The organism is Brevibacterium sp. UCMA 11752 (assembly GCF_021532235.1).
Taxonomy (GTDB): Bacteria; Actinomycetota; Actinomycetes; order Actinomycetales; family Brevibacteriaceae; genus Brevibacterium; species Brevibacterium antiquum.
Map to the genome: position 1 here is coordinate 2,145,264 of NZ_JACBOS010000003.1, position 23,725 is coordinate 2,168,988.

Sequence of the window (23,725 nt, forward strand, 5' to 3'; positions counted from 1 at the left end):
AGCTCAGTCTGAAAGAGTGAAGGCATGAAATCAATCCCCCGGTTGGTCGCTGGCACTGCTGTCGTCCTCGCCGCTGTACTCACCACTGCTCCGGTGACAGCCGGCATCGCCGACTTCGTTCTCAACCCGGGACAGCCGCCGATCAAACGCGCAGCCCCTGCACTCTCCGGTTCGACCGCTGAGCTTCTGGCGCCGGTGAGGTCTCGTGGCGAAGACCGCGACGGCGTCGACAACGACACCTCTCACGGCACAGAGTCCGACGGTGAGCAGCCGAACGATTCGTACCGTCTGCACGGAGGCCCCAGCGAAGCAGCCGGCACGGTATCGCAGGCCAGTGACTTCGTCGTGCGGGCCGGAGATTCGGCGGGCTTGGTCGCACACACCGCTGCCGACGCCCAATCGCGTGTCTCAGATCTTGCGAAGGACCTGCAGACCGGTGTTGACGCCGGTGAGTACACCCAGGACGACGCAGACAGGGTGCTCAGCGAGCTCTCGAGCTACATCAAGGGCGAACGCACGTGGCCAGAGCGCACCGAGGCCTGAGCTCAGGATCCTGAGCCCAGGCCCTGTCTGAGTCCGGAATCCTGCCTGAGCCCGGAACTCCGCCTGAGCCCAGGACCCTGCCTGGCGACACTCGTGCACCTCGGCCTGGTTGGGCAGTGAAGCTCGGCGAAGCTGCGCAGTGAAGCTCGGCGAACCTCACATCGATCCGATCTGAAGCGGTCCGGCAAAGAGACTAGACTTGCTGACGAGTAAACAGAGACGATGAAAGGCAGGGAATGACGGAGTCCTCCGCAATCACCCCCGAGCAAGTCGAGCATTTGGCCTCGCTGTCTCGGATCGCCATGGGCGAAGACGAGCTGAAATCGCTCGCCGGTGACCTCAGCACCATTTTGAGCAATGTCGCCAGGGTCAACGAAGTGGCCGGCGAGAACGTACCGGCGACCAGCCATCCGATCGCACTGTCGAATGTGCTGCGCCCCGATGTCGTGGGCGAGACCCTGACCAGCGAGCAGGCTCTGGCCTCGGCTCCGGCATCCGCCGATGACAAATTCCTCGTCCCACAGATCCTTGGGGAGGAATGATGAGCGAACTGATCAATAGGAGCGCCCTTGAACTCGCCGCAGGATTGAAAGCCGGCGAGTTCTCCTCCGTCGAGGTGACCCAGGCTCACCTGGATCGCATCCACGCCACCGAAGCCGACTTCGGCTCCTTCATCACCGTCACCGACGATCTCGCGCTGGAGACGGCCAAAGCAGTCGATGCCGAACGCAGCGCCGGTGGAGACGTCCACGCCCTGGCCGGAGTGCCCGTGGCGCTCAAGGATCTCGTCGTCACCGAAGGCGTGCGCACGACAGCGGGCTCGAAGATGCTCGAGAACTGGGTTCCACCCTACGAATCCACCGTGCACAAGAAGGTCAAGGCCGCCGGACTCCCGGTCCTGGGTAAGACCAACCTCGACGAGTTCGCGATGGGATCGACGACCGAGCACTCGGCCTTCGGCACCACCCACAACCCGTGGAACCTCGAGCACGTTCCCGGTGGTTCCTCCGGCGGCGCTGCAGCAGCCCTCGCCGGTTTCCAGGCTCCGCTGTCGGTCGGCACGGACACCGGCGGATCGGTGCGACAGCCCGCCGCGTTCACCGGCACCGTCGGTGTGAAGCCGACATACGGTTCGATCTCACGTTTCGGCATCATCGCCATGGCCTCGAGCCTCGATCAGGTCGGTCCGATGGGCCGCAACGTCGCCGACGCCGCTGCTCTGCACGAACTGCTGGCCGGGCACGACCCGCTCGATTCGACCTCTTTGCCGGACCCGGTGGCAGGTTTCGTCTCTGCAGCACAGACGTCGGATCTGGGGGGCAAGAAGCTCGGTGTCATCAAGCAGCTGCGTGGTGAGGGCTACCAGGACGGCGTTCGCGACGCCTTCTCCGCCGCCCTCGATGTCGCCGCCGCTGCTGGTGCTGAGATCGTCGAGGTCGACTGCCCGTCGATCTCCTACGCACTCGACGCCTACTACCTCATCATGCCTTCCGAGGTGTCATCGAATCTGGCCCGCTACGACGGCATGCGCTACGGGCTGCGGGTCGACCCCGAGTCGGGCCCGGTCACCGCTGAGACCGTCATGGCAGCCACCCGCGCAGCCGGTTTCGGCAATGAGGTCAAGCGCCGCATCATCCTCGGCACCTACGCGCTGTCCGCCGGTTACTACGACGCCTACTACGGGTCGGCACAGAAGATCCGCACCCTGGTGCAGAACGATTTCGCGAAGGCCTTCGCACGCTGCGATGTCCTCGTCTCACCGACGGCACCGACGACCGCGCTGAAGTTCGGCGCCGAGGCGGCATCCGACCCGATGGCCCTCTACCTCGGCGACGTCGCGACGATCCCAGCCAACCTCGCCGGAATCCCGGGACTGTCACTGCCCGCAGGACTGGCCGACGGACTGCCCGTCGGATTCCAGATCCTCGCCCCGGCACGTGAGGATGTGAAGCTGTACGAGGTGGCCGGCCCGCTCGAAGCCGCCTTGGAAGCCTCCGGGACTCGGGTGCTCGATACTCTCGCGGAAGGACTGACCACCAAGTGAAATACGAAGAGGCGATCAAGAAATACGATCCGGTCATCGGCATCGAGGTCCACGTCGAGCTCGGCACCGCGACCAAGATGTTCGACGCCGCCCCCAACACCTTCGGCGGGGGACCGAACACCAACATCACCCCCACCTCGCTGGGACTGCCCGGCTCCCTTCCCGTCGTCAACGAGAAGGGTGTGGAGTACGCCATCAAGATCGGCCTGGCGCTGGGCTGTGAGATCGCAGAGACCTGCCGCTTCGCCCGGAAGAACTACTTCTACCCGGACGTTCCCAAGGACTTCCAGACCAGCCAGTCCGATGAGCCCATCGCCGCTGAGGGTGAGGTCGAGATCGAGCTCGAAGACGGAACGATGTTCACCATCCCCGTCGAGCGCGCCCATATGGAAGAGGACGCGGGCAAGAACACCCATATCGGCGGCGCCACCGGCCGCATCCACGGAGCCGACCATTCCCTGGTCGACTACAACCGCGCCGGTGTGCCCCTGGTCGAGATCGTGACCCACCCGATCACCGGGACAGGGGATCGGGCCGCCGAGGTGGCCTCCACCTACGTGCGCACGCTGCGCGACATCTTCCGCGCCCTCGACGTCTCCGAAGCACGCATGGAACAGGGCAACGTCCGAGCCGATGTCAACGTGTCCCTGCGCGAGAGCCCCGATGCTCCACTGGGCACCCGCACAGAGACGAAGAACGTCAACTCCTTCCGCTCGATCGAACGCGCGGTCCGCTACGAGATCGCCCGCCAGGCGACCCGGCTCGAAGCCGGAGAGAAGATCGTGCAGGAGACCCGTCACTTCCATGAAGGCACGGGGGAGACCTCGTCGGGGCGCCCGAAGTCCGACGCCGATGACTACCGCTACTTCCCGGAGCCCGATCTGGTGCCTCTCGTCCCCAGCCGCGATTGGGTCGAGGAGCTGCGGGCGACTCTGCCTGAACTGCCTGCGCAGAAGCGCCGCCGTCTTGCAGGCGTGTGGGGCTTCTCCGACCTGGAGATGCGTGACATCGTCAACGCCGGTCTGCTCGAAGTCATCGAGGAGACGGTAGACGCCGGCGCGAAGCCTGCAGCGGCACGCAAATGGTGGACCGGTGAGGTCGCCAGGCTGGCCAACCAGAAGGATGAGCCCACCGCCGAGCTCGTCACACCGAAGCAGGTCGCAGCTCTGATCGGACTGATCAACGAGGGCAAGCTCAATGACAAGCTCGCGAAGGACGTCCTCACAGCCGTTGCCGACGGAGAAGGCGAACCGGCCGAGGTGATGAGTGCGCGTGGTCTCGAGATCGTCGAAGACACCGGTGCGCTTGAGGCCGCCGTTGAGGAAGCCATCGCTGCGAACCCCGACGTGGTCGAGAAGATCAAGGGCGGGAAGATGCAGGCCATCGGTGCCCTGATGGGACCGATCATGAAGGCCACCCGCGGTCAGGCCGATGCCGGAAAGGCCAAGGACCTGATCCTGGCCAAGATCAACGGCTGATTTCTTAGGCTCTCGCTTCAGCAGGCGACCGAACAGAACTCAGGATTGATCCAGCCACACCCTCTAGACTCGGATACCAAAGAAGTCCGGAGGGTGTGGCTGTTCGCATTCTCACGGGCCAGACGCTGACAGCGCCGGACCAGGATTCGGCGGATCAGGCGTGAGGGTGCCATCCGTACGTGGAGGTGAATGCGGTGTCCCAGTCGTGGAAGTCGTTGTGGAAGAGCGAATGCGGGAAGTCGATCCCGATCTATCGCATCCTTGTGCCCGAAAGCGTCAACCAGGGCATTATGAAGGCCTGGAACGCTCGCGGGTACCGCTACACCGCCGGAGCACCGAGCGCGATCATGCTCACCGGGGGAATGCGTCGGAACTTCTTCCGCTCCAGCATGCTGTTCAAGGGCGGCACAGGCGCTGGAGCCGCCGTCACTGCGGGCTTCGCCGCGCCGGGCGGTTTGGCGCTGCTGTCCGGATTCGCCGACGCCGCGCTGACATTCGGAGCGCTCGGAGGAGTGACCGCAGTGGGCACCGGTGTGTTCGCCGCAGTCACCGGACCGAAGTACTTCCGTGATCCCAAACGGCTGAGCCGGAAGAACCGTCAGCAGGTCGGACAGGCACAGTGGATCACGCCCGCTTCGCTGGGGTTCCAACCTGGCCGCAAGGAAGGCCGCGACACCGATGAGCAGCGACTGTTCCACCTTTCGGTGACGATCGCGCGAAAGATCGTCCGGACACGCGCCTGGACCCACCCGATCCTGCGCGACCACGTCTCACGTGTCGACCTCGACCATGCTGTCGCCTCGATCGGAGTGCGACTGGCCGAACTGGTCAGGCTGCGTGAGGAGATCGAGAGCATCAGGGACGCGGGCACCGCGAAGTCGGTGGAGACGTACCTGTCGAAACTCGCAGTGGCCTTCACCTCGATGGCCAACCGTGTGCTGTCGATGCACGAGTACTATGAGCATCTCATCGCTCTCGACGAGCAGCTCATGCTGCTTCACAATTCCGAACGCTCACGTGAACTCGGCGACCGCGTCCTCGACGTTCTGTCCCGGACGGCCGCCGATGACTCTGCGGACTGGCAGTTCAGGGAGCTGCGGATCGATGCTGAGTCACAGTCCTCGATCATCTCGGGCCTGGTTGCCGAGCTCGACCAGACCGCAGACGACTTCGACGATTTCGACACACGTCTGGCGGCTGCCCAGGAGTCGATCGACGCGCTCGAACCCAAGCCCTCATCGGGGCAGGACCGCCGCCTGGAGTGATCCGAACGCAGACGTCGGGGCCAGTGGTGTCGGAGTCAGTGGTGTCGGGATCAGTGACCGAAGGGATCGGGATCGACACCTGGCGTCCATGAACGCCCGGGAACGTCATACCCGTTGGCGGCCTGCTCCTTCTTCCACTTCTTCGACCAGCGCTTGTCGAGTCGGTCCACATAGAGCGTGCCCTGCAGATGATCGTATTCGTGCTGCATGATGCGGGCGAACCAGCCTTCAGCGGTCAGAGACACCGATTTGCCGGTCTCATCGACACCGTTGACCGTGACACGATCCGCGCGCTTGAGTGGAAAGTCGAGACTGGGTACCGAGAGGCACCCTTCGGTCTCCTCATCGGGATCCGGCCGAGTGTCGGGGATCTTCGAGGCGATGAGCAGCGGGTTGATGAAAGTACCGCGTCTGCGCACTCCTGCGTCATCCTCGGCGTTGAAGACGAAGATGCGCTTGGCCACGCCGATCTGCGGAGCGGCCAGGCCGACACCGTTGCTGGCATCGAGGGTCTCATGCATATCGGCGATCAGGGTGGCGAGATCGTCGTCGAAGTCGGTGATCTTCTCCGCACGTTGGTGCAGCACAGGCTCGCCGTAGATGACGATGGGATGAATAGGCATGAGGACAATCGTATCGGCTTTCCCCACAGCATTCCGCCTGCCCTTTTCGCCCGATGCTCTGCACGGTCAGTCGCAGATCCACGATCGTCTCGGCGTCTCAGATTCGCACTCCTTCTCCAGTGTCGAAACCGTGCTGCGGCGTATCGACGGTGGAGCGTCAGGGGTGGCAAAACCGACATTCGCAGCCTTGATTGTTCAGCGGTTCTCTCGGATCAAGCCCTTCTTGCCGCGGTCAGAAACGGGTTCTCCAATGACTATGAATCGCGATGGCATGATATTTCGCCCGAAGCGAACATGGATTGTTGAGCAACCGTATGGGGAACAACCTCGAATGTGCCGTGGTTATGATGGTGATGAACCGTCTCGGTCCACGAGACGAGATCAGCAGCTGAAGCCTTCGGCTGATGGTCGCGTGACTGATTCGTCACAGCCCTCAGCACCGGGCGAACAAACAAGCTTGAAAGGACATGTCTTGACCATCTTCAACAATGTTTCCGAACTGGTCGGCCGCACTCCGCTCATTCGCGTGAACAAGGCCAGCGAACGTTCCGGCGCAGAGATCGTCGCTAAGCTCGAATCCTACAATCCCGCGAACTCGGTCAAGGACCGCATCGGTGTCGCGATGATCGACGCCGCCGAGGCCTCGGGTGAGCTCAAGGAGGGCGGAACCATCGTTGAAGCGACCTCCGGCAACACCGGCATCGCCTTGGCCATGGTGGGCACCTCACGTGGATACAAAGTTCTGCTGACCATGCCGGAGTCGATGTCGAAGGAGCGTCGTGCACTTCTGCGCGCCTTCGGTGCCGAACTCGTGCTCACCGAAAAGGCCAAGGGCATGAAGGGCGCCGTCGAGAAGGCGGAAGAGCTTGCCGCTGAGGGTGCGGTGCTCGTCCGCCAGTTCGAGAACCAGGCCAATGCCGACATCCACCGCGCTACGACGGGTCCGGAGATCCTGGCTGACACCGATGGCAAGGTCGACATCTTCGTCTCGGGCATCGGCACCGGCGGAACCATCACGGGAGCCGGCGCCGCTCTGCGTGAGGCCAACCCGGACGTCAAGATCGTCGCCGTCGAGCCCGCAGCCTCCCCGCTGCTCTCCGGTGGAGACGCAGGCCCGCACATGATCCAGGGGCTCGGTGCCAACTTCGTCCCCGGCGTGCTCAACACCAAGATCTACGATGAGGTCATCACCATCGAGAACGAGGAATCCTTCACCCGCGCCCGCGAGGTCGCGAAGGAAGAGGGGCTGCTCGTCGGAATCTCGTCAGGTGCCGCACTCATCGCCGCAGAGCAACTGGGTGCACGCCCTGAGAACGCAGGCAAGCGAATCGTCGTCATTCTGCCCGACTTCGGCGAACGCTACCTGTCGACTCCGCTGTTCGCCGAGTACATGGACTGAGCGGAGGAACTTCGGCCGAGCACTGCCAGAGGCAGATGCAGGTTGATTGGTGAGGGCGTCAAACACATGTTTGGCGCCCTCACCGCATTGAGGATTGACGATCACGAGCGTGAAGGACTGTTGAGATGAAGGCACTGTGGACTCTGGCGGCTGGGGCGATCGGCGCAGCCGCCTACGGACTGAGCCGACCCGGGGTGCGCGCGGCTCTGCGCGAAGACCTCGATACCGTTCGCAGACGCGATCCTGCGGCCAGGAACGACTTCGTCTCGCTGGTCTCCTACCCGGGCATGCACGCGATCTGGGCACACCGCGGGTTGCACCGCCTGTGGCAGAACGACACCACCAAGGTGCCGGCCAGGCTGATGTCCCAGGCCGTGCGAACTCTGACTGGCGTCGAGATCCATCCCGGCGCCCAGATCGGTCGACGCTTCTTCATCGACCATGCCAACGGAGTCGTCATCGGCGAGACCTCTGAGATCGGTGACGACGTGATGCTCTACCATCAGGTCACCCTGGGTGGAACGTCGATGGAGCAGACGAAGCGTCACCCGACCATCGGCAATCACGTCCTCGTGGGAGCCGGTGCGAAGATCCTCGGACCTGTCGTCGTGGGCGACAATTCCTCAGTCGGCGCGAATGCGGTCGTCGTCAAGGACGTCGCCGCCGACTCGAGTGCAGTCGGAATCCCGGCAAAGGTCAGGCCCTATAAGAAGCCCACCGGCGCCGAGGCGGCTATCTCGGATGCCGATAGTGCGCGGTCCAAGTACGCCGACTTCGAACTGATCGACCCCGCCATCTGGATCTGATCGCCAACCAGATCTGAGCGCCAGCCAGATCTGAACGAGAGGCTTGCTCACCTGCCTCACCCAGAACCGCAGTCTTCGCCGGGCCCGCCCCGTCGGCATCCCTGGAGGATTTCGACGCGGAGGGCCCGGCGATTGCTGTCTCACGGAGTCCGAGGGCGCCGCGTGATCACTGTGTGACGAAGTTAGGGAATACTTACCCGGCAGTGTCTGTTAAACTTTCAACTAGTTACTTCAAAACTGAAGTTATTCAGTTCAAGGAGAGTTCGCGAGCAGCGAGCAGAAGGAGCAGGCATGGAACTCGGAATCTTCACCATCGGAGACGTCACCAGCGATCCCACCAATGGGACGACGGTGTCTGAGAATCAGCGCATCAAGAACACGGTCGAGATCGCCAAAAAGGCTGAAGAGGTCGGCCTCGACGTCTTCGCCACCGGTCAGCACCACAACCCGCCGTTCGTCGCACCCGCGAACCCGCCGGTCCTGCTTGCGAACATCGCGGCCCAGACGGAGAAGCTGCGTCTGTCGACAGCCACCACGCTGATCACCACCACCGATCCGGTGCGCATCGCCGAAGACTACTCCTATGCTCAGCACCTCTCCGAGGGACGCATCAGCCTGATCATGGGGCGTGGCAACACGGGCCCCGTCTACCCCTGGTTCGGCAAGGACATCCGCTCGGGCATCCCACTGGCGGTGGAGAACTACAACCTGCTCTACCGCCTTTGGCGCGAGAAGAACATCGATTGGGAAGGCAAGTTCCGCACGCCTCTCAACGGGTTCACCGTGACACCGACACCACTCGACGATGTCCCACCCTTCGTGTGGCACGGATCTATTCGGAGCCCCGAAATCGCTGAGCAGGCCGCCTACTACGGCGACGGATTCTTCCACAACAACATCTTCTGGCCGATGTCGCACACCGCCCGCATGGTCCAGCTCTACCGTCAGCGCTACGAGTACTACGGACACGGAGCCGCGCACCAGGCGATCGTCGGACTCGGCGGTCAGGTGTTCATGCGCAAGAACTCGCAGGACGCCGTCAACGAGTTCCGTCCGTACTTCGACAATGCGCCGGTCTACGGCCACGGCCCCAGCCTCGAGGACTTCTCGACGCAGACCCCGTTGACCGTCGGATCGCCCCAGCAGGTCATCGAACGCACACTGAGCTTCCGCGACTGGGCCGGTGACTACCAGCGCCAGCTCTTCCTCATCGACCATGCGGGCCTGCCGCAGAAGACGGTGCTGGAACAGCTCGACCTCCTCGGCGAGGAAGTCGTTCCGGTTCTGCGGAAGGAATTCGCGAAGGACCGTCCGGCCGATGTTCCCGATGCACCGACACACGAGTCACTCGTCATCCGTCACCGCGAAGGCCGAGACCCCATCCCCGGCGGCGGTCCCGGATCGCGTGCCTATGCCGACCGTCAGGCCAAGGCTGCAGAGCAGAATGAGACCCAAGGAGCTGATCGATGATGCGCATCCTCAGCATCACGACCTCGCTGAGCGAGGACTCGACCACACTGAAACTCTCGAACAAGATCATCGCGGCGGCCACCTCGGCGGCAGACGATGCGGGATTGAGTGCGGAGACCGACCACATCAACGTGCGGAACCTGAGCTCAGACCTCACCGATATGGCCCTGACCGGGTTCCGTTCGGAGAACCTCGAAGCGGCATTCGCACAGGTCGCCGAGGCGGACGTGATCGTCACCGTCGCACCCGTGTACAAGGTCGCACCAGTGGGCCTGCACACCTTGTTCTGGCAGCTCATCGACGAAAAGGCACTGGCGAACAAGCCCGTGCTCATCGGCTCGACCGGCGGCACACCGCGGCACTCACTGGCCGGGGAGAACGTGCTGCGTCCGATGCTGTCCTACCTCAAGGGCATCGTCGTGCCGACGACGGTCTTCGCCGCGACCGATGATTGGGGCAGCATCGAAGGCGGCCGCAGCCTCAACGCCCGGATCGCACAGGCCAGCGAGGAGCTGATCGGATTGGCAGCGAGCCTGAACGGTGTCGGCGCCGGTTCGAGCGCCGGCCCTACTGACGAGAGCGCAGGCCCTGCTGACGAGGGCGACGACACCGACACTGCGTCCACGACGACCGGCGAATTCGGCCGGCGTGGCGCGCGGCGAAACCCAAGCATCGATGATGAGTTCGATCCCGAACTCATCACCCCCTTCGCTCAGCTGCTTGAGGGATGACGATGGTCGAGATCAAGCTCGGCCGGGATCGTGACGCGCTTGCGCAGAGATCGTGGCGGCTGTACTTCGAGACCTCGCAGCGTCTCCGGCAGAACCTCGAGGGCAACCTCAAAGACAGGGCCGGTCTGACCGTCAGCGACTACAACACGCTTCTGCTGCTGTGGGAGGAGCCGACTCACCTGCTGACGATGAGTGTGCTGGCCAAGAAGTTGGTGTTCTCACCCTCACGGCTCAACTACCGGATCAAAGTGTTGGAAGACGCCGGTCTGGTGACGAAGACAGAATGCACGGAGGACAAGCGGGCACACAACGTCGGCCTCACCGAGGCTGGAGCGCAGGCCTTCCTCAGCGCGGGACGTCAGCACCGGGAGAACATCGACGAGGTGTTCCTCTCCCACGTCGACGATGAGGAGCTCGAGGTCATCGAGCGAGTATTCGCAAGGATCGGCAAGGCGCTGCCCGAATAGGATCTCCCTGATCAGACCCTGCCCGAGTGAGGCTGTTCGTGGGACAATGTGTCTATGTCGATCAAGACCATTGCCTTCCCAGATTCTGAACTCCGCAACCGCGTCATCGCCCGGATACCGGCCCACCAGCGTGCCAACGTCGACCTGGTCGTCTACTCGGACGCCGAGAAGTCGGCGAAGCTGAGCCGAGACGATGTCGATGTCGTCGTGCTTCCGTACCTCGATTCGGGTGCGACCATCGAACTGCTCGACGAGCTGCCGAACCTGAGCCTGGTCGTCACCCAGACCACCGGCTACGACCCAGTCGCGCACCTTCCCGAGCGCGGCATCCAGGTGGCGACCGCCTCGGGCGTGCACACCGGCGGAACGGCCGAGCTCGCCCTGACTCTGACCTTGGCCAGCCTGCGCGGCATCGATGACGCCGTGCGCGCGCAGAGTGCAAGGATCTGGAACCACAAGCGCAACCGTTCCCTGCAGGACCGTCGCGTCATGATCATCGGCGCCGGTGAGATCGGGTCGGCGATCGCCGATCGATTCGCACCCTTCGAAGTCGACCTCACACGGGTCGCGACGAGGGCACGCGAAGACGATCGCGGGATAATCCACAGCGTCGAGGAGCTGCCGACGCTGCTTCCCCACACCGAGGTGGTCGTCCTCATCACGCCTCTGACCGAGTCGACGAACAAGCTTGTCGACAAGGACTTCCTGGCCCAGCTGCCCGACAACGCTCTCATCGTCAACGTCGCTCGAGGCAAGGTCGTCGACACCGACGCGCTCGTGGCCGAATTGAGCACCGGTCGTCTCCATGCCGCCCTTGACGTGATGGATCCCGAACCTCTGCCGGAGAACCATCCGCTGTGGGGGACGCCGAACACTCTCATCACACCTCATGAGGGAGGTGACACCTCGGCGTTCGAGCCTCGGGTGGTGCAGATCCTGGCCGAGCAGGTCCGTCGTCTCAACGACGGCGAGCAGCCGCTCAACCTCGTCTCCACGGAGTGATCGGGACTCTCTTCAGGGAGTGATCCGGACTCGCCCTACGGAGTGATCGCAGCAGCTGACGAAGAACAGCCGGCAAGTTCTCGATGAACTGCCCAAAACAAGTTCCAACATGCGAGAACTTGGCATATGCATGCCGGACTCCGGCGTAGAGTGCCTGCATGAGCATTGATACGAACTCCACCACCCCGGACATCAAACCCCGATCCCGCGACGTCACTGACGGACTCGAAGCCACTGCCGCACGCGGCATGCTGAGGGCAGTCGGAATGGGAGATGACGACTGGGCGAAGCCGCAGATCGCCATCGCGACCTCATGGAACGAGATCACCCCGTGCAACATGTCTCTGCAGCGTCTCGGCGCGGCTGCCAAGGAAGGCGTCCACGAATCGGGTGGATTCCCCTTGGAATTCGGCACGATCTCCGTGTCCGACGGCATCTCCATGGGCCACGAGGGCATGCACTACTCGCTGGTCTCCCGCGAGGTCATCACCGACTCCGTTGAGACCGTGATGAGCGCCGAGCGTCTCGACGGATCCGTCCTCATGGCCGGCTGTGACAAGTCGATCCCGGGCATGCTCATGGCATCGGCCCGTCTCGGCCTGTCCAGCGTCTTCCTCTACAACGGTTCGATCATGCCGGGCACCGCGAAGATGGAGGACGGCACCGAGAAGGAAGTCACCCTCATCGACGCCTTCGAAGCAGTCGGCGCCTGCCGTGCAGGGACCATCAGCCAAAAAGACGTCGACTCCATCGAGCGTGCCGTCTGCCCAGGTGAAGGTGCCTGTGGTGGCATGTACACGGCGAACACGATGGCCTCGGCCGCTGAGGCGATGGGCATGTCCCTGCCGGGATCGGCTGCACCACCGGCCATCCACCGCGATCGCACCATGTTCGCCCGCAAATCCGGCGACGCCGTCGTCAACCTGCTGCGTCAGGGAATCACGACCAAGGACATCATCACCCGCGAATCGCTGCACAACGCGATCGCCGTGGTCATGGCCTTCGGCGGCTCGACCAACGCGGTCCTCCACCTTCTGGCCATCGCCCACGAGGCCGGTGTCGAGCTCAAGCTCGATGATTTCAACGAGATCGGCGACAGGGTCCCGCACCTGGGCAACGTCAAGCCCTTCGGCCAGTACGTGATGAACGATGTCTTCAAGATCGGCGGCGTGCCGGTGATCATGAAGGCTCTCCTCGACAACGGCATGCTCAACGGTGACTGCATGACGGTGACCGGCAAGACTGTGGCCGAGAACCTCGAGAGCATCAATCCGCCGGACCCCGACGGCAAGATCCTGCGCGCAATGAACAACCCGATCCACGCCACCGGCGGCCTCACCGTGCTCAAGGGCTCGATGGCTCCGGAGGGTGCGGTCGTGAAGTCCGCTGGCTTCGATGCCGATGTCTTCGAGGGCACCGCTCGTGTGTTCAACCAGGAGAAGCCGGCCATGGATGCCGTGCTGAACGGCGAGCTGAAGAAGGGCGACGTCGTCGTCATCCGTTACGAGGGACCCAAGGGCGGACCGGGGATGCGCGAGATGCTCGCCATCACCGGTGCGATCAAGGGTGCAGGCATCGGTAAGGACGTTCTGCTCATCACCGACGGCAGGTTCTCCGGGGGCTCGACCGGCCTGTGCATCGGCCACGTCGCGCCCGAGGCCGTCGATGGCGGACCGATCGCGCTCGTCGAGGACGGCGACAAGATCACCGTCGACATCGCGGCCCGCTCGATCGAACTCCACGTCGAAGAATCGGTCCTCGCCGAGCGTCGCAAGACCTGGACGATCCCCGAGAACCACCGCCTCACCGGTGTGCTCGGCAAGTACGCCAAGCTCGTGCAGTCGGCCTCCACCGGAGCCGTCTGCTTCTGAGCAAGGACCACCCGATGATCTGATCATCGATCAGTCTCCCAACTGAAACGCGGGGGAGTGATCCATCGCCGAGGCGGTGCGGACCGATGTCCGCACCGCCTCGGCGAGCATCAGGGGCCGACCAAGATGAGAGGGACAGGCATGCACATCGTCGTGCTCGACGACTACCAGAACGTGGCGGCAGGTTACGCGAATTGGGAGGCGCTGGGGGCTGAGATCGACTTCGTCTCCCGCCCGATCCGGGACACCGAGGATCTCGTGGCGACGGTGGCCGGTGCCGAGGTTGTCGTTGCCATGCGTGAGCGCACCCTCTTCTCCGCCGACCGATTGTCACGCCTGCGTGATCTGAAGCTGCTGGTGACCACCGGCCGAGTCAACGCCTCCATCGATCTGGACGCCGCCCGCGCGCAGGGGATCACGGTCTGCGGAACAGAATCGACCACCTCGGCGACTCCGGAGCTGACCTGGGGACTCATCCTCTCCGTGCTGCGCAGCATCCCCACCGAAGATGCCGCCATGGACTCAGGTGGCTGGCAGTCCACCGTGGGCGGTGACCTCTTCGGGCACAGGCTCGGGGTCATCGGATTGGGCAGACTGGGCACCCAGGTCGCCCGTGTCGGAGCAGCTTTCGGCATGGACGTCGTGGCCTGGAGCCAGAACCTCGATGAGGAGCGGGCGGCCGATGTCGGGGCACATGCGGTGAGCAAGGAGGAGCTCTTCGCCACCTCCGACGTGCTGACCCTGCACTACAAGCTCAGCGAGCGCAGCCGCGGACTCGTCTCTGCCGCGGAGCTGTCGCTGATGAAGCCGAGCAGCATCTTCATCAATACTTCGCGAGCGGGCCTCGTCGACATGGAAGCACTGAAGGACGCATTGGCAGAAGGTCGCATTCGCGGCGCGGGGATCGACGTGTATGACACCGAACCGCTGCCAGTCGACCACCCTCTGCGCAGCACTCCGAGGACCGTGCTGACCCCGCACCTGGGCTATGTCACCGACGACACTTATCGAATCTTCTTCACTCAAGCCGTCGAGGACATTGCCGCGTGGATGGCGGGGGAGCCGGTTCGTCAGCTCACCTGAGTCAGCGAAGTCCGGAACGGAGAAGAGCCCACCCAGACGCAGCGAAAAGGCCCGCCGGGAGCAAAGGTGCTCGGCGGCGGGCCTGAACGCTCAACGTCAGTTCAGTTCAGAACGTCAGTTCACGTCGGCAGGATCACCGGACACGCGACCGCCGTTTTCCAACGCATCGATGGCGGCCACCTCGGCGTCGGTGAGTTCGAAGTCGAAGACATCGAAGTTCTGGGCCATGCGATCGCGGTTGTTCGACTTCGGGAAGACCACATGTCCGCGCTGCAGGTGCCAGCGGATGATGGCCTGTGCCCAGGACTTGCCATGGGTTGAGGCGATCTCACCGATGACGGTGTCGGCGTAGTCGACCTTGCCCTGTCCCAGCGGGCCCCAGGCCTCGACCTTGATGTCGTGCTCGGCCAGCAGCGGACGGGTCTCGACCTGCTGGAACTGCGGATGGCATTCGATCTGGTCGACGGCCGGGATGATGCCGGTGTCGAGGATCTGGGGCAGGTACCGGTGGTCGAAGTTCGAGACACCGATCGAGGTGGTCAGACCCTGATCGCGGTAGGAGGGGAAGGCCTCCCAGGTCTCGACCGAGTTGTTGTTCTCCGGCGTCGGCCAGTGGATGAGGTAGAGGTCGACATGGTCGAGGCCCAGCTTCTCCAGGCTCTCGCCCAAGGCGCGCTTCGATTCCTCGGCGCCGTGGCGGTCATTCCACAGCTTCGTGGTGACGAAGAGTTCATCGCGGGCGATGCCGGACTTGGCGATCGCGCGGCCGACACCTTCCTCATTGCCATAGACGGCGGCTGTGTCGATGTGGCGGTAGCCGACCTCGAGAGCGTCGGTGACGATGCGCTCGGTCTCCTCGGGGTCGACCTTGAAGACGCCGAAGCCCAGCTGGGGAATGGTCTTGCCGTCATTGAGTGTGAGTGTGGGAACCGTCAAGGTGCCGCCTTTCGTCACGGATTGGGGGGTCTGTCGTACTGCAGTGCCAGGCACCGCGGTGGCGGTGCCAATGCGAGCCTATAACGCTGAGGCGGGTCTGCCGTATTCCTGAGATGGTCGCCAAAGAACCTCGGCGCTGCTCCACGGCGCTGATCCACGGGTGTTGAGCCTCGCCGCCTATCGAAGCCGGGACTAACTTCGTCCTTCGTCCTGGGCCCGCTTCTTACCTGTGGATCTGTCGGCGGCCTCCTGCGCCTCATCGAAGACCGAAGGACCACCGGTGCCGGCCTCGTCGTCCTCACGGCCGGGCGTGTGCAGGTTGAATCTGATGATCGCCCAGCGAAAGAGGAAGTAGTAGATCACCGCATAGGCGAGGCCGATGACGAGGAGCAGCAGGACGGGACCGATGCCCCCGGACAGTTCGGAGGCACGGCCGAGGTTGAGCACATAGTCGATGGCCCCGGCGGAGAATCCGAAGCCGGACTTGATGCCCAGGGCGTTGACCACCGCCAACGATGTACCGGTCAGGACTGCGTGCACCGCGTAGAGCGGGAAGGCCACATAGGCGAAGGCGTACTCCAGCGGTTCGGTGATGCCGGTGAGGAACGCCGTCAGCGCTACCGATAGCATGATGCCGCCGACGACCTTGCGGCGCTTCGGATGGGCTGTGCGGTAGATCGCGAGAGCCGCTGCCGGCAGCGCGAACATCATGATGGGGAAGAACCCGGTCATGAACGATCCTGTCCAGGCTGCTGTCCCATCGACTCCGCTGTAGAAGCAGGTGATGTCACCGTGCAGGGTCTCACCGGAGGCATTGGTGCACGAACCGAGTTGGAACCACGGCAGGTTGTTGAGCAGGTGGTGCAGGCCGAAGGGGATGAGCAGCCGATTGACCGTGCCGAAGACGAAGCCCGTGCCCGGGTTCGAGCCGTGCTCCATGAGGAATCCTCCCACACCCTTGTTGATGAGCGTGTCGAAGACGGGATAGATGATGGCCATGACCACGGCGATGAGCATCGCCGCGACCGCCGTGACGATCGGGACGAAGCGTCTGCCGCCGAAGAATCCGAGGTAGGCGGGCAGCTTGGTCCGGTGGTAGCGCTGATAGAGCAGCGCGGTGACGATGCCGATGATGATGCCGCCGAGCACACCGTAGTTGATCACCATCTCGCCGTCGCCGCTGTCCGATCCGAACGAAGGGGCGAGGGCCGTGAACACTCCGTCGAGAACCATGTAGCCGACGACAGCCGCCAAGGCCGTGGAGCCGTCGGCCTTCTTCGCGAAGCCGATCGCTACGCCGACGGCGAAGATGAGAGGGAGGTTGTCGAACAGGGCCGAACCGGCCGCAGCGAGCGTATCAGCCACCGGCAGCAGCCACGGTGCGAACTGGGCCAGTCCGTCGGCACCGAGCATGTCCGGTTGCCCGAACCGCTGCAGCAATGCCGCCGCTGGCAGCACCGCAATGGGCAGCATGAGAGATCGCCCCACGCGCTGCAGCTGAGCGAAGCCGGGAATTGACCGCTTTTTCTTCTTCTGCGGGGCATCATCGGTGGATGCAGTGGTCATCGGATTCCTCCTAGTGGTGATGCGCCCGGTAGGGGAGTTCCTCCACAGGCGGTGGCCCGCCGGCGAAGTGTGCGTTTCCGGCACTGTCCGTGGGTCGCCGTAGACTTGTGACGAACATCGCAGAAAACAACCCCGGCACCGGTACGTGAGTGCGGGAGACGAAGGCAGTTGGTATGAGCAAAGCAGAGCAGATCGTGGCCGGACTCGGCGGCGCGGACAATATCAATGAGGTCGAAGCGTGCATCACGCGGTTGCGCGTGGAGGTCGGCGACGAGGATCTCGTCGACGAGCGTGCCCTCAAGGGCGCGGGAGCCTTCGGGGTCGTCGTCCAGGGCAGTGCCGTGCAGGTCGTCGTCGGTCCCGAGGCCGACAGCCTGGTCGACGATATCGAGGATCTGTTCGACTGAATCGAGGATCTGCTCGTTGGGTTCGGGCCGACGAGGGCCAGCGCCGAGGTTGTTCCACCGCATCTCAGGCCTCCCCGGTGGCGGCCGCTGCCACAGCCGCGACCGCAGCGGCGGCGTCCGTGCCGGACGCGCTGACCTCGACATCGTGTCCCGGGTCGATGCCGAGTCCCATGATGTCCATGACGCTGGTCGCCGAGGCGGTCGCATCGTCGCCGGTCCGACGCAGGGTGACCTCGGCGTCGAGTGCCTTCACTGCCCGGGCGAGCAGAGCTGCCGGCCGAGCATGGAGTCCTGTCGGTGCCGTGACATGGATGGTGCGCTGAATCGTATCGGTGTGGGTGTCCGCGTCGACTTCGGCGGTGGTGTCCGAATCGGTGACGGACGCTTTCGCCCTTGCATCTGGTTCGGCCTGCGCGGACTGCTCGTGTCCCGCAGCATCAGCATCGTCGCTGCTCCACAGGGTCCCGTCCAGTGTCTGTCGGGCTCGATCGCGAGCCTGCTCAAGGCTCACCTCGGCGAGGCGAGCGGCGACGCGCTGCAGAGCGGGCGCCGACATCGACAGCGTCGAGACCCCCAGGCCAACGAGGATGACGGCGAGCTCGGGATTGGCAGCGGCTTCCCCGCAGACCCCCACGGGAAGTGGGGCCGCATCAGCGGGCGTGCGGGAAGCCGAACGCGGATCTTCACCGGCACGGGCGGCACCTTGAGCGGTGGCTTCGATGAGTCGGAGTACAGCGGGGTGCCCGGTCGACTGCAGATCCTCGTAGTCGCCGAGCTCGCGGTCGAAGGCCAGTGTGTACTGTGTGAGATCGTTCGTGCCGATGCTTGCGAAGTCGACCGGGCGCAGGACGGAGTCGGCGCACAGTGCCGCGGCCGGGGTTTCGACCATCACACCGGCGGAGTCCAGTCCGGCGTCGCGGACGAGCGAGGCGAACCGGGCGGCCTCCGATGTGGTGGTGATCATCGGCGCCATCACCTTCACCTCGGCGGTGGTCGGCTTCGACGCGCGGGCGATCGCCTCGATCTGGCGTGCCAACACCTCGGGTGCGAAGGAATGCGTGCGGAAGCCGCGCATGCCCAGAGCCGGATTGGGTTCGCCACGGTTGCCCCGAAGGAACGGCACAGGTTTGTCCGAACCGGCGTCAAGGGTGCGGATGACGACGGGACGGTCAGGGAAATGGGAGAAGATCTCCGCGTACACGTCTGCCTGTTCGGCCACGCTGGGCTCTTCGTCGCGATCGAGGAAGAGGAATTCCGTGCGCAGCAGCCCGATTCCTTCAGCACCGGCCGCAGCGGCGGCGCTCGCCTCTGCAGCAGAGCCGACATTGGCCAGCAGCGGGATGCGTCTCCCGCAGGCGAGCTGGCCGTGGCCCGAAAACGCCGGTGCGGTCCGCCGTGTTTCGGCGAACTGTGCGGCCCGGTTCTTCTCGGCCTCGGTGGGATCGTCGCTGAGGACTCCGGTGGAACCGTCGACGAAGACCTCGGTGCCTGTGCGGATGTCGATGACCTCGTCGCCGGCTCCGACGATGGCAGGAATGCCCAGTGCCCGGGCGAGAATCGCCGAATGGGACTGTGCTCCGCCGGTGGCCGTGACGATAGCCAGCACGGCAGCGGGATCGAGACCCGAGGTGTCGGTGGGGGACAGTGCCTCCGCGACGAGGACCGACGGTGTCGTGGGCAGGGTGATCGTGAGAGAGCCGCCGCGCAGAGCGGTGATGATCCGGTCCCGGATGTCATCGACGTCCGCGGCCCGCTCTCCCAGATACCCGCCGACTGCCTCCAGACGTGCCCGCAGCTCGCCGGTGGCCTCCCAGGTTGCCCGCTCGGCCGTGAGCTGTCTGTCCTGGATGTGATGGTTCGCGAGGGCAGTGAGTGCGGGATCGGCGGCCATCTCCGCCGTCGCCTCGAGCACATCACGTGCTGTTGACTGCGCGGCGCACGCCGCTGCCGACTGAGATTCTGCAACGGCCGAGGCCGCGGCGTGGAAGCGCTCGAGTTCGAGCTCTGTCTCGGAATCGGCCGGACGTGGTGTGTCGGAGGGTTCGACGACCGTGCGCATCACACGGTGGACCGGTCCCAGGATGCAGCCTTGGCTCGCACCGATTCCCTGCACCCTCACGGCTTCTCCTCGCCCCGACCTCGGTGTCGGAGCCTGATAGTGATCTTTGACACATCGTCAGTCTAGGTGCAAAACTCCAATTTATGGGAAGTGGTGCGGAGAAGAACTCCATCGGAGGTGTTGTGGGCACCGCCACCGACAGCGCGAGCGCAGTCAACTCTGTGACCCCTGCTTCCCTGCTGGTTCGCCTGCGCTCACTTGTGCCCACGCTCAGCCGCGGTCCGGCTGCGGTGGGACGCACTGTGCTCGAGGATCCCCGTGTGGCTGTGCCCATGACCGTCCAGCAGCTCGCATCGCATTCGCTGGCCTCTGAAGCCTCCGTGATCAGACTCGCCCAGGCCGCCGGTTGCCGCGGCTTCCGGGAATTTCGCACCCTGCTCGCGGCAGCCACCGCGCAGGAAGAAGTGAGCCGACCCAGCGGGCTGCCCGCCGACATCAGCGCCGACGACGATGCCGTCACAGTCGTGGCCAAACTCGCGGCCGAGGAGCAGCAGGCGCTCGCCGATACCGCGGCCTCCCTCGACATTCTCGCGCTGGAGGCTGCGGCCGACGCCATCATCTCGGCACGACGAACGGTGATTGCCGGCATCGGAGCATCGGGGCTCGTCGCTGTGGACCTGTCGACGAAGCTGGAGCGCATCGGACTCACCTCGCGCGCCGTCACCGAAGGTCACATGGCGATGACGCTTGCCGTGCTCATGGAACCCGAGGAGCTGCTCATCGTCATCTCCTCCTCGGGAGAGACCTCCGACATCGTCGAACCCCTCGCCGCCGCACTGGAGTCCGGGGTGCCCACGGTGGCCCTGACTGTTCGTCCCCGCAGCACCCTGACCTCGGCCGACCACGTCCTCATCGGCGTCGCAGCCCGGGAGTCGGGCATGCGATCGGCTGCGATGAGTTCGCGAACGGGCCAGCTCTTCATCGTCGACGTTCTCTTCACCCTTGTATTCCAACGCCGTGGGGCTCGTGCGCGAGACGCCGTCGGCACCTCCCACCGCCGCCTGGCACCCCGTCGCAGAAGGGCAGGAAACCAACCATGACACTGACGATCTCCTCACCGGTGAACGGCACCGTGATTCCACTCGCAGATGTTCCCGACCCCGTGTTCGCCGAGGCGCTTGTGGGCCCCGGAACGGCGATCGATCCCGGAGGCTCAGCCTCCGTCACGGCCCTGGCGCCGGTGTCCGGCACTCTCACCTCTCTCAAGCCCCACGCATTCGTCATCGTCACCGAGGCCGGTCCGGGGGTGCTCGTCCATCTGGGCATCGACACCGTCGAACTGGACGGAGACGGATTCACCATGCACGCCGAGGCGGGGCAGACGGTGCACACAGGTGATCGGCTCATCACCTGGGACACCGCACCCGCCCGAACCGCTGGCAGATCTCTGGTCGTGCCGGTCATCGTGCTCGAGGGGGAGGCGGAATCGCTGACGGTGACGGAAGAGGGTTCCGTGAGCGCCGGGGATCGGCTCCTCGAGCAGGCTTGAGTTCGCGGCAGGGACGTGTGGACTTGTAGTCTGTCCGGTCGGGACGGGTCCCGAGCAGGTCGGTGTCGACCTCAGTCTTTGAAGACGGTGTGCACATCGCCGGTGAGCTTGCGCCCGCCGAGCGCTTCGAGCTCGAGGACGACCGCCGAGCCGATGACCTCCGCGCCGAGGTCCTTCACGAGCGCATGAGCGGCAGTGAGCGTCCCACCTGTGGCGAGGATGTCATCGACGAGCAGAACGCGTTCGCCGGACTTGAGCACATCGGGGCCCTCGATCGTGGCGGTTCCGTACTCGAGCGAGTACGACACTGCTGCTGCCGGTCTGGGAAGCTTGCCGGCCTTGCGGATGGGCAGGATGCCGACACCTGTCATCGCCGCGATGGTTCCGGCGAACAGGAAACCGCGAGCTTCGAGGCCGCCGACGATGTCGAATTGTCCCTCGAACGGTGCGATGAGCGCCTCGGTGACGGCACGCATGGCGGCACCATCTGCAAGCAGGGGAGAGATGTCACGGAAGTTCACCCCCGGCTCCGGATAGTCGGGAATCGAAGTGATCAGTGTCTTCGCGCGTTGGAGATCTGTATTCGTCACGGGTCAACGATACTCGGTGGGGAGTATCGTAGTGGACACCGGAATGGGGGTCGCCATGGAGTCCAAGCATCCACAGGTCTCGGTCCCAGAGGCCTTTTCCCAGGTGCCTCGTGAGCTGTTCCTACCCGAGGAAGAACGACACTTCGCCTCCAGCAATGTGCCGCTGTCAATCGGCGAGAGGCAGACGAACTCCCAACCAAGCACCGTTGCGGACATGCTCGAGCTGCTCGAACCGCGGCCCGGGCATCGGGTGCTCGACGTGGGCTCAGGCTCGGGGTGGACAGCGGCTCTCCTCGGCGTCCTCGTCGGTCCGCGTGGACAGGTGACTGGCGTGGAACGCCACCATCGGCTCATCGAACGCGCACGGGCGTCGCTGCGGCGGCTCGATCCTGACACTGTCGATCTGAGCAACGTCGAGATCATCACTGCGGACCCGGGAACCCTCGGCCGGCCGGATGCTGGCCCATTCGACCGGGTCCTCGTCTCGGCTGAAGCACAGACTCTGCCAACCGAACTCATCGAGCAGTTGAGGGTCGGCGGCGTCATGGTCATCCCCGTGGCAGGGGAGATGTTGAAGGTCGTGGTCACCGGATCCGGTGACCACGACGTCTCCATCACGCGGCACGGACAGTACCGCTTTGTCCCGCTCATCCGCGACTGATCGCGTGACTTCTTCCGGGAGCGAAGCTTCCTCCGCAGGCAAGTCGTAAACTACGGCAGCCATCAGCTACGTGTACCCACAAAAGCACAGTGCAGGTGGTGTGCTTTTGCAGGTTGGGGTATCTGAAGTGAGGTATTTTATTAGTGTTTATTGTCATATGATGACATTAGATGCAATATTGATGCATGTACCAGGTATTCGACACTGCTCGATTGCTCAAGCTCGGGCTGTCTGAGCGTGATATTCGCAAGGCGGCCGCATGCTGCTTGGAACGCGTCGCCCGCGGTCGATTCGCTGTCCGACGAAGATGTGACAATGAACGGCATCGGCGAGTTTGGGAATCTGTCGACCAAGAAGATGCAGATCTTCTAGTGAATACGAACGATTTTCGCGATGTCCTCGAGCGACTGAAAGTTCTCATCAGAGCTCGCGCAGATAGAGTGAGCGATCGCCAGCAGAGCGCGGGTGGCCGAGTGCGAAATGAAGTCTTCTCCCATATTTCGGCCGCTCTCCTGTGGACGCTTGAGGTCGCTCGGCCGATCGAGGGGCGCGTTGAAGTGATTCGGCCGGGTATCAGCCGGCGCCACGCAAATCTGATCGTCAGAAGACGAACGCTCCCGCCGGAGCATGTTGCCAGAATCGGAGATGTCGCCGTCACCACTCTTGCTCGGACCCTCGTCGATGTCGCCCGAGACTACGGCTTGGACGTGAGTGTTCCTATGCTCGACAATGCATTGCGACGAAACCAAGTGTCGAAGGCTCAGCTCTTCGACGTGGTACAGGCTGCCCATGAGGTGAGGAACGAGAATCGGGTCACTGAGGCAATCAGCTTGACGGATCCCCTCAGAGAGTCACCTGCCGAATCGATTGTCGCAGTTCGGTTCTTCGAAAACGGAATCCTCGATTTCGAGTCTCAGGTCGAAGTCCGCGATGCGCAGGGTCGCTTCATAGCCCGTGTCGATTTCCTGCATCGAGGGGCGATGATCATCGTGGAGTTCGACGGACGAGGCAAATACTTCCTCGACGACCGTGATCACAGAGTCGCCTTTGACAGAGAACGTGAGCGTGAGCGGCAGCTGAGAGCGCTTGGCTATCATGTCGTGAGGATCTTTTGGAAAGATCTATTTCGTCAGCAGAAGTTCACCGAGCTGGCTCGACTGGTAAGGGCACGTATG

24 protein-coding genes are annotated in these 23,725 nt (G+C 63.8%); 17 read left to right on the forward strand and 7 right to left on the reverse strand.

The genetic code is table 11. The features are described from left to right. The first annotated feature begins 24 nt into the window (after positions 1-24). The 5 genes from HU144_RS09605 (at position 25) to HU144_RS09625 (ending at position 5,330) form a co-directional block, all read left to right on the forward strand. Positions 25-543 carry a hypothetical protein gene (locus HU144_RS09605; RefSeq protein ID WP_235351165.1) on the forward strand — a complete coding sequence of 173 codons (519 nt, stop codon included), beginning with the start codon at positions 25-27 and terminating at the stop codon, positions 541-543. 236 nt (positions 544-779) lie between these two features. Further along, complete coding sequence (gene gatC, locus HU144_RS09610; RefSeq protein ID WP_235351166.1) at positions 780-1,085, forward strand: Asp-tRNA(Asn)/Glu-tRNA(Gln) amidotransferase subunit GatC; 306 nt, start codon at positions 780-782, stop codon at positions 1,083-1,085. Next, the gene (gene gatA, locus HU144_RS09615) at positions 1,085-2,587 is read left to right on the forward strand and encodes an Asp-tRNA(Asn)/Glu-tRNA(Gln) amidotransferase subunit GatA (protein ID WP_235351167.1); all 1,503 of its coding nucleotides are present in this window, start codon (positions 1,085-1,087) and stop codon (positions 2,585-2,587) included. Before gatC ends, gatA begins: the two co-directional genes overlap by 1 nt. Then, a complete protein-coding gene (gatB, locus tag HU144_RS09620) occupies positions 2,584-4,065 on the forward strand; it encodes an Asp-tRNA(Asn)/Glu-tRNA(Gln) amidotransferase subunit GatB (RefSeq protein WP_235351168.1) in 1,482 nt (493 codons plus the stop codon). Before gatA ends, gatB begins: the two co-directional genes overlap by 4 nt. 179 nt (positions 4,066-4,244) lie before the next feature. Next, positions 4,245-5,330: a hypothetical protein gene (locus HU144_RS09625; protein WP_235351169.1), complete on the forward strand. Its 1,086-nt coding sequence runs from the start codon at positions 4,245-4,247 to the stop codon at positions 5,328-5,330. Between the two features lie 50 nt (positions 5,331-5,380). On the opposite strand, the gene def is transcribed toward HU144_RS09625, so the two are convergent. Continuing rightward, entirely contained in the window at positions 5,381-5,953 is a 573-nt protein-coding gene (gene def, locus HU144_RS09630; protein WP_235351170.1) for a peptide deformylase, read from the reverse strand. 472 nt (positions 5,954-6,425) lie between these two features. Here def and cysK point away from each other — a divergent pair, with 472 nt between their 5' ends. The 8 genes from cysK to HU144_RS09670 all read left to right on the forward strand — a co-directional run bounded on the left by cysK (position 6,426) and on the right by HU144_RS09670 (position 14,782). After that, positions 6,426-7,352, forward strand: coding sequence for a cysteine synthase A (cysK, locus tag HU144_RS09635; protein WP_235351171.1), 927 nt, complete (start codon positions 6,426-6,428; stop codon positions 7,350-7,352). A 125-nt stretch (positions 7,353-7,477) separates the two neighbouring features. Next, the gene (gene epsC, locus HU144_RS09640; RefSeq protein ID WP_235351172.1) at positions 7,478-8,158 is read left to right on the forward strand and encodes a serine O-acetyltransferase EpsC; all 681 of its coding nucleotides are present in this window, start codon (positions 7,478-7,480) and stop codon (positions 8,156-8,158) included. Positions 8,159-8,449: 291 nt separating this feature from the next. Further along, positions 8,450-9,628: an LLM class flavin-dependent oxidoreductase gene (locus HU144_RS09645; protein ID WP_235351173.1), complete on the forward strand. Its 1,179-nt coding sequence runs from the start codon at positions 8,450-8,452 to the stop codon at positions 9,626-9,628. After that, entirely contained in the window at positions 9,625-10,359 is a 735-nt protein-coding gene (locus tag HU144_RS09650) for an NAD(P)H-dependent oxidoreductase (protein ID WP_235351174.1), read from the forward strand. Before HU144_RS09645 ends, HU144_RS09650 begins: the two co-directional genes overlap by 4 nt. Before the next feature lie 2 nt (positions 10,360-10,361). Beyond that, positions 10,362-10,826, forward strand: coding sequence for a MarR family winged helix-turn-helix transcriptional regulator (locus HU144_RS09655; protein ID WP_198396999.1), 465 nt, complete (start codon positions 10,362-10,364; stop codon positions 10,824-10,826). A 54-nt stretch (positions 10,827-10,880) separates the two neighbouring features. Continuing rightward, positions 10,881-11,828, forward strand: coding sequence for a 2-hydroxyacid dehydrogenase (locus HU144_RS09660; RefSeq protein ID WP_235351175.1), 948 nt, complete (start codon positions 10,881-10,883; stop codon positions 11,826-11,828). Positions 11,829-11,986: 158 nt separating this feature from the next. After that, a complete protein-coding gene (ilvD, locus tag HU144_RS09665; RefSeq protein WP_235351176.1) occupies positions 11,987-13,699 on the forward strand; it encodes a dihydroxy-acid dehydratase in 1,713 nt (570 codons plus the stop codon). 141 nt (positions 13,700-13,840) lie between these two features. After that, a complete protein-coding gene (locus tag HU144_RS09670) occupies positions 13,841-14,782 on the forward strand; it encodes a D-2-hydroxyacid dehydrogenase family protein (RefSeq protein ID WP_235351177.1) in 942 nt (313 codons plus the stop codon). A 114-nt stretch (positions 14,783-14,896) separates the two neighbouring features. Here HU144_RS09670 and HU144_RS09675 read toward each other — a convergent pair whose 3' ends face one another. Together HU144_RS09675 and HU144_RS09680 are read right to left on the reverse strand one after the other, a co-directional pair. Then, the gene (locus tag HU144_RS09675) at positions 14,897-15,718 is read right to left on the reverse strand and encodes an aldo/keto reductase (RefSeq protein ID WP_198397003.1); all 822 of its coding nucleotides are present in this window, start codon (positions 15,716-15,718) and stop codon (positions 14,897-14,899) included. Between the two features lie 192 nt (positions 15,719-15,910). Beyond that, complete coding sequence (locus tag HU144_RS09680) at positions 15,911-17,284, reverse strand: PTS transporter subunit EIIC (RefSeq protein WP_235351178.1); 1,374 nt, start codon at positions 17,282-17,284, stop codon at positions 15,911-15,913. Between the two features lie 173 nt (positions 17,285-17,457). Here HU144_RS09680 and HU144_RS09685 point away from each other — a divergent pair, with 173 nt between their 5' ends. Then, positions 17,458-17,691 (forward strand): glucose PTS transporter subunit EIIB, encoded by a 234-nt coding sequence (locus HU144_RS09685; protein ID WP_235351179.1) that lies wholly within the window; start codon positions 17,458-17,460, stop codon positions 17,689-17,691. 64 nt (positions 17,692-17,755) lie between these two features. Here the strand turns inward: HU144_RS09685 and HU144_RS09690 are convergent, their stop codons facing one another. Then, positions 17,756-19,810 carry an HPr family phosphocarrier protein gene (locus HU144_RS09690; protein ID WP_235351180.1) on the reverse strand — a complete coding sequence of 685 codons (2,055 nt, stop codon included), beginning with the start codon at positions 19,808-19,810 and terminating at the stop codon, positions 17,756-17,758. Positions 19,811-19,893: 83 nt separating this feature from the next. Here HU144_RS09690 and HU144_RS09695 point away from each other — a divergent pair, with 83 nt between their 5' ends. Both HU144_RS09695 and HU144_RS09700 read left to right on the forward strand, forming a co-directional pair. Next, a complete protein-coding gene (locus HU144_RS09695) occupies positions 19,894-20,850 on the forward strand; it encodes a MurR/RpiR family transcriptional regulator (RefSeq protein WP_235351181.1) in 957 nt (318 codons plus the stop codon). Further along, positions 20,847-21,299: a PTS sugar transporter subunit IIA gene (locus HU144_RS09700; RefSeq protein WP_235351182.1), complete on the forward strand. Its 453-nt coding sequence runs from the start codon at positions 20,847-20,849 to the stop codon at positions 21,297-21,299. Before HU144_RS09695 ends, HU144_RS09700 begins: the two co-directional genes overlap by 4 nt. A 71-nt stretch (positions 21,300-21,370) precedes the next feature. Here HU144_RS09700 and HU144_RS09705 read toward each other — a convergent pair whose 3' ends face one another. Then, a complete protein-coding gene (locus tag HU144_RS09705; protein ID WP_235351183.1) occupies positions 21,371-21,889 on the reverse strand; it encodes an adenine phosphoribosyltransferase in 519 nt (172 codons plus the stop codon). Between the two features lie 31 nt (positions 21,890-21,920). Here HU144_RS09705 and HU144_RS09710 point away from each other — a divergent pair, with 31 nt between their 5' ends. After that, positions 21,921-22,550, forward strand: coding sequence for a protein-L-isoaspartate O-methyltransferase family protein (locus tag HU144_RS09710; RefSeq protein ID WP_235351184.1), 630 nt, complete (start codon positions 21,921-21,923; stop codon positions 22,548-22,550). Positions 22,551-22,918: 368 nt separating this feature from the next. Here HU144_RS09710 and HU144_RS09715 read toward each other — a convergent pair whose 3' ends face one another. After that, entirely contained in the window at positions 22,919-23,341 is a 423-nt protein-coding gene (locus tag HU144_RS09715) for a hypothetical protein (RefSeq protein ID WP_235351185.1), read from the reverse strand. A 60-nt stretch (positions 23,342-23,401) separates the two neighbouring features. Then, complete coding sequence (locus HU144_RS09720; RefSeq protein WP_235351186.1) at positions 23,402-23,647, reverse strand: hypothetical protein; 246 nt, start codon at positions 23,645-23,647, stop codon at positions 23,402-23,404. Positions 23,648-23,725 lie beyond the last annotated feature (78 nt).